The 4,215-nt window shown below is 67.9% G+C and carries 4 protein-coding genes; 3 read left to right on the top strand and 1 reads right to left on the bottom strand.

What is annotated here, in order from left to right; translation table 11 throughout:
• Window positions 1-90: 90 nt before the first annotated feature.
• Window positions 91-936: an oxidoreductase gene (locus tag GA0115259_RS20275; RefSeq protein WP_093599061.1), complete on the bottom strand. Its 846-nt coding sequence runs from the start codon at window positions 934-936 to the stop codon at window positions 91-93.
• Window positions 937-1,112: 176 nt separating this feature from the next.
• Between GA0115259_RS20275 and GA0115259_RS20270 the strand changes: the two genes are divergently transcribed.
• The 3 genes from GA0115259_RS20270 to GA0115259_RS20260 all read left to right on the top strand — a co-directional run bounded on the left by GA0115259_RS20270 (window position 1,113) and on the right by GA0115259_RS20260 (window position 3,990).
• A complete protein-coding gene (locus GA0115259_RS20270) occupies window positions 1,113-2,012 on the top strand; it encodes a LysR family transcriptional regulator (protein ID WP_093599058.1) in 900 nt (299 codons plus the stop codon).
• 144 nt (window positions 2,013-2,156) lie between these two features.
• Window positions 2,157-3,029, top strand: coding sequence for an NAD-dependent epimerase/dehydratase family protein (locus tag GA0115259_RS20265; protein ID WP_093599055.1), 873 nt, complete (start codon window positions 2,157-2,159; stop codon window positions 3,027-3,029).
• Between the two features lie 49 nt (window positions 3,030-3,078).
• Complete coding sequence (locus GA0115259_RS20260) at window positions 3,079-3,990, top strand: NAD(P)H-binding protein (protein ID WP_093599052.1); 912 nt, start codon at window positions 3,079-3,081, stop codon at window positions 3,988-3,990.
• The last annotated feature ends 225 nt before the right edge of the window (window positions 3,991-4,215 follow it).

Below are 4,215 nucleotides of genomic sequence, written 5' to 3'. Positions count from 1 at the left end.
TTGGATCTGGCCGGATCAGGGAGCGCCCGCCGCGGCAGCGGCTGATGTCACTGCGGGCACACGAGCCCGGCAAGATCCAAACGAAAGACCCTAGCGCCCCGCGCCGCCGTTGTGGGCCGTCGACAGGGCCAGTTCGCGCCACTGGGTGAGTTCCTCGGCGACCAGATCCAGTTTGGCCTGGACTCGTTCGACGGAGTCGGCTCCCAACTGGAGCCGGCTCGGCGGATCGGCCATGGCGGCGAGCGTCACGATGGCCTCGGCGGCCTTGACCGGATCGCCCTCCTGGGCGTGGTTGCTCTCCTCCGCCCACCGGCGGGTACGGCCCACCGTATCGGCGTAGTCGGGGATGACCTGTTCCACGCGGTGCAGCGAGCTGGAGTCGAGGAAGTCCGTACTGAAGACACCCGGCTCGACAACCGTCGTGAGGATCCCGAGAGGCAGCAGTTCGGCGCGCAGGGACTCGCTCAGGCCCTCGACGGCGAACTTCGTCCCGGCGTACACGCCCCAGCCGCTCCCCGCGGCGAAGCCGCCGACCGAGCTGATGTTGATGATCCGGCCGGCGCGCTGCCGACGCATCACCGGCAGTACGGCGCGGGTGACGGCCAGCAGACCGAAGACATTGGTCTCGAAAACCGCCCTCACCTCGTCCGCCGACGCCTCCTCGACCGCTCCCAGCAGCCCGCGTCCCGCGTTGTTGACGAGGACGTCGATCCGGCCGAAACGCTCCACGGCGGCGTCGGCGGCCTGCCGCGCCTGCTCCTCGACCGTGACATCGAGCGGCACGGCCAGCAGCCGGTCCCCGCCCGTCGGCAGCGCGTCATGGACGGTCCGTGGAGCGCGGGCGGTCGCGACGACCGCGTCTCCGCCGTCGAGGACCTTCCGTGCGATCTCCAGCCCGAATCCACGGGAAGCACCGGTGATGAACCACACCTTCATACTCATGACGAACCTCCTGATGACCTGCCGGCGACCTGCTGACGACCTCCTGTCGGAACTCTCAGCATGGCGGGCGGGACGGCCCACTGCTCGTCGGAACCGTTGGGCCTGTGCGGCCGCGCCGCCTGGGGAGCCCGGTGATACCTTGGAGGTATCACCGTTGAGTGGAGGCGCGCATGGACGTCGACCTGCGGAAGATCCGCTATTTCGTCGCCGTCGCGGAACGGTTGCACTTCGGCCGTGCGGCCGAGGAACTGCATATCGCCCAGCCTGTGCTCTCACGTCAGATCAAGGCGCTGGAGAGCGAACTCAAGGTCCAGTTGTTCCGCCGTGACCGGCGCAGTACGGAACTGACCTCGGCCGGCGAGCAGTTGCTCGCCGATGCCCGTCCGCTGCTGGCGAGCGCCGCGGCGATGCGGCGCAGAGCCGTGCGGGCCGCGCGTGTCGCTGATACGTTCACCGTCGGGTTCATGCCCGGCCTGATCGTGACGGATGCCGTACGGACGCTGGCCGGCCGTCATCCCGGCCTCGACATCGAGGTGGTGCGCACTAGCTGGGAGGACCAGACCGATGTCGTACGGGACGGTCGCGTGGACGTCAGTTACGTCCGGATGCCGATCGATCCGACCGGGCTGGAGACCGTACCGCTGCTGACCGAACAGCGGGTCGTCGTACCGCCGGGCAATCACCGGCTGGCCGGCAAGGAGAGCGTCGGCATCGCGGATCTCGTGGATGAGCATCTGCTCCAGAATCCTGACGCGGTCCCGGAGTGGCGTGACATGGTCGCGGCCCGGGGCGGCCGGGAGCGGCGGAGTCAGCCCTTGATCCATACGACCGAGGAGAAACTCGAACATGTCGCCGCTCGGCGCGGCGTCGTCGTACTGCCGCTGTCCGCCGCGATGTTCTACACCCGCCCGGACATCGGCTACGTCCCGGTGGACGACATTCCCCCGAGCCATGTCTGTCTGGCCTGGGCAAGCGGTCGTCACCATGGACTGGTCGAGGAGTTCACCGGGATCGCCGTCGACTCGGCCGGCCGAGTCCGGGCGAGCGGTGAGGCCGCCCCGCAGCCCTGATGCCCCGGAGGTATCACAGACGCCGGATCAGGTCTTGGACGGCGCTGCGGGTATCCCGGCACAGTCGAATACGTAAGAGATTCGACCCGACCGATACCCGGCCGATACCCGGCGGTACTCGACCGATAAAGGATTCCGATTCCCATGAAGGTATTCATCACGGGCGGCTCCGGCTATGTGGGCAAAGCCACCGTCAAAACACTGATCCAACAGGGCTTCGAGGTAACGGCCTTGGCACGCAGCGACCGGTCCGCGCATTCCGTCGAAACTCTGGGCGCCACTCCGGTCATGGGAGGGCTCACGGACACCGGAACACTGCGCGCGGCGGCGGGCGAGGCGGACGGTGTCATCCATCTCGGACAGCACTACGGCGCCGACACGGCCGCCGTCGACTCCGCGGCGTCACAGGCGCTGCTGGACGGTCTGGGAGGGCGCGGAACGTACGTACACACCGGTGGCACATGGGTCTACGGAAATACGCATGGTGTCGCGGACGAGAACGCGCCGCTGAATCCACCGCAGCTCACTTCCTGGCGGCTCAAGAACGAAGAACGGGTACTGGCCAGGGCCTCCGACGGAAGCCGGCCCGTCGTGGTGATGCCAGGACTCGTCTACGGCCACGGAGAAGGCCTCATCAAGCAATTCCTCGTCGACCCAGGGCGCGACGAAGGCACGGTTCTCTCCATCGGCGACGGCCGGAACCACTGGGCACTCGTCCATGTCGACGATGTGGCGGAACTGTACGTCCTGGCCCTGAACGCGCCCGCCGGATCGGTCTACGCCGGTGTGAGCGGCCAGAACATCCCGCTGTCCCGGATCGTCCGGGCCGTGGCCCAGGGCGTCGGCCGTGCCGGACACATCACTGCCCTCTCCCCGGAGGAGGCGGAGGCCCGAATGGGCTTGATCGCCGAGGCGTTCGCACTCGACCAGCAGTTCACGGGCGCCCGCGCACGCAAGGAACTCGGCTGGACACCGACGCGGCTCGACGCCCTCACGGACCTCGCGCGGGCACACTGACCCGGACACCTTGAGTGACATCTTGGTGACACCTTGAGAGGCGGTACTCATGGACAGCGAACCGACGTTCCTGGTGACCGGCGCGGCCGGTGCCGTGGGCGCCGTAGGGCGCCGGGTGGTGGAGCTCCTCCGTGAGCAGAAGAGATCCGTTCGCGCGCTGGTCCATCGCGAGGATGAGCGGGCCGACGCGTTGCGGCGCACCGGGGCCGAAGTCGTCGTAGGGGATCTGACGCGTGCCCGCGATGTGCTCACCGCTCTCGACGGCTGCGAGCGCGCGTTCTTCTCCCTGAGCGTCTCGCCGAGATATCTGGAGGCGGCGGTGACAACGGCGGCCGCCGCGCGCGAGTACGGAGGCCTGGATCTCCTCCTCGACATGTCCCAGATGACCGTCTCGCAGATGAGTCTGGCGAGCACCGCCGAATCCGACCAGCAACGCCAGCACTGGCTCGCCGAGCAGATCTTCGACTGGTCGGGCCTTCCGGTGACCCATGTCCGGCCGACCGTGATGATGGAGAATCCGCTCTTCAGCACCGTGGCCGCCGCCTCCGTGGCGGAGTACGACAGCATCCGTCTCCCTTTCGGCGACGGCCGGACCTCACCTGTCGCCGCCCAGGATGTGGCGGAGACGGTCGCCGCTCTGCTGTCCCGGCCCACGGGCCGAACACGGCATGTGTACGAGCTCACGGGCGGCGCGTCCCGGGACCTGACAGAGATCGCCGCGGAATGGTCGCTCGCTCTGGGACGGACCATCACCTATACGGATGTGCCGTTCGAGGAGTGGGAGAACAATGAGCTGCGAGCCCTGCGTCTCCCGGAACATCTGCACAATCACATCGCCACGATGGCGCGGCTGCACGCGGCGAACAGATACGACCGGGTCAGCCACGACGTCGAGGAGATCACCGGCCGCCCTCCCCTGAGCTGGCAGGACGCCCTCCTCAGCGGGCATCAGCGCCCTTGACGTCGCGTGTGCCGAGGCAGTCGGTCGGCGCGGCCCGCGGACGGTCCGCGCCGCTTCCACGAGCGGCCGGTTCCCAGCCCAGTACACCGAGCGATACCGTGGAGGGTGCCACTCCCAGATAGTTGAAAGGTTGAATCGCGGCTTGCTATCCGCTACAGATGATTGCCGCGATCCGCGATCCGCGATCCGCGATCCGCGATCCGCGATCCGCGATCCGCGATCCGC

It is taken from the genome of Streptomyces sp. MnatMP-M17 (assembly GCF_900091995.1).
Taxonomy (GTDB): domain Bacteria; phylum Actinomycetota; class Actinomycetes; order Streptomycetales; family Streptomycetaceae; genus Streptomyces.
The sequence above is the reverse complement of the archived record's forward strand: the minus strand, read 5'-3'. Positions and strand labels throughout refer to the sequence as shown.

Excerpts from the sequence above, each read along its gene's own strand:
- GA0115259_RS20275 (WP_093599061.1), bottom strand. The coding sequence starts at position 936 with ATGAAGGTGTGGTTCATCACCGGTGCTTCCCGTGGATTCGGGCTGGAG.
- GA0115259_RS20270 (WP_093599058.1), top strand. The coding sequence starts at position 1,113 with ATGGACGTCGACCTGCGGAAGATCCGCTATTTCGTCGCCGTCGCGGAA.
- GA0115259_RS20265 (WP_093599055.1), top strand. The coding sequence starts at position 2,157 with ATGAAGGTATTCATCACGGGCGGCTCCGGCTATGTGGGCAAAGCCACC.
- GA0115259_RS20260 (WP_093599052.1), top strand. The coding sequence starts at position 3,079 with ATGGACAGCGAACCGACGTTCCTGGTGACCGGCGCGGCCGGTGCCGTG.